A 1,056-nucleotide genomic window follows, 5' to 3' on the forward strand; every position below is an offset into this window, starting at 1 on the left:
GTGACTGAAGAGTTTTGGCAATGTGCCATCAGCCAGCGTTATGCTTGCCGGGATTTTAATAGGGGTGTTGGATGAGCAAGATCAGTGTGTTGGTCGTGGACGATGCTTCGTTCATTCGTGACCTGGTGAAAAAGTGCCTGCGTAATTACTTCCCGGGGATCCGCACCGAGGACGCCGTCAACGGTAAGAAGGCTCAGGCCATGCTGGCCAGGGAAGCGTTCGACCTGGTGCTGTGCGACTGGGAAATGCCGGAAATGTCCGGGCTCGAACTGCTGACCTGGTGCCGCGAGCAGGACAACCTCAAGACCATGCCGTTCGTCATGGTCACCAGCCGTGGCGACAAGGAAAACGTGGTGCAGGCGATTCAGGCCGGCGTTTCCGGCTACGTCAGCAAGCCGTTCACCAACGAGCAACTGCTGACCAAGGTCAAGCAGGCGCTGAACAAGGTCGGCAAGCTCGACACCCTGATGAACAGCGCGCCGACCAAAATGAACTCGGCGTTCGGCAACGATTCCCTGAGCGCCTTGACCGGTGGCAAGCCTGCCGTGGTCGGCGGCGCCCCGGCTGCTGCCGCGGTCAACCCGTTCGCCAAACCGGCTGCTGCCGCACCAGCGCCGGCCGCTGCGCCATCCCGTGGCCTGCTCAACAGCCCGCCGGTCAAGGCACCAGCCGCCGCGTCCGCTCCGGCCAGCGGTCGTGGCCAGGGCCAATTACGCCTGCCAAGCGGCACTCAGCAATGCGTGATCAAGGCTCTGAGCATCAAGGAAGCGCTGTTGGTGGTGAAACGCACCGAGACCCTGCCGCAGATCCTCGACAGCGCCGTGCTCGACCTGGAGCAGGGCGACAACGCTGAAATCGCCCGCCTCAATGGCTATCTGCACGCCGTCGTTGCGTTTGAGCCGAAGCCTGACAGCGACTGGCTGCAACTGACCTTCCGTTTCGTCGACCAGGACGCGCAGAAACTCGACTACATCTCGCGCCTGATCGCTCGCGGCACGGCGCAGAAGCACTTCGTTCCGGGCGCGTGATCTTCGTCGCCTGACAGTCCGCCTTCGC

General features: G+C 62.4%; 1 protein-coding gene. It reads left to right on the forward strand.

Going from position 1 to position 1,056, the window contains the following annotated elements:
* The first annotated feature begins 71 nt into the window (after positions 1-71).
* The gene (locus M9827_RS12165; protein ID WP_250605634.1) at positions 72-1,028 is read left to right on the forward strand and encodes a response regulator; all 957 of its coding nucleotides are present in this window, start codon (positions 72-74) and stop codon (positions 1,026-1,028) included.
* The last annotated feature ends 28 nt before the right edge of the window (positions 1,029-1,056 follow it).

It is taken from the genome of Pseudomonas sp. AKS31, from assembly GCF_023634765.1.
Taxonomy (GTDB): domain Bacteria; phylum Pseudomonadota; class Gammaproteobacteria; order Pseudomonadales; family Pseudomonadaceae; genus Aquipseudomonas.

Coding starts and splice junctions, on each gene's coding strand:
- M9827_RS12165 (WP_250605634.1), top strand. CDS start 72: ATGAGCAAGATCAGTGTGTTGGTCGTGGACGATGCTTCGTTCATTCGT.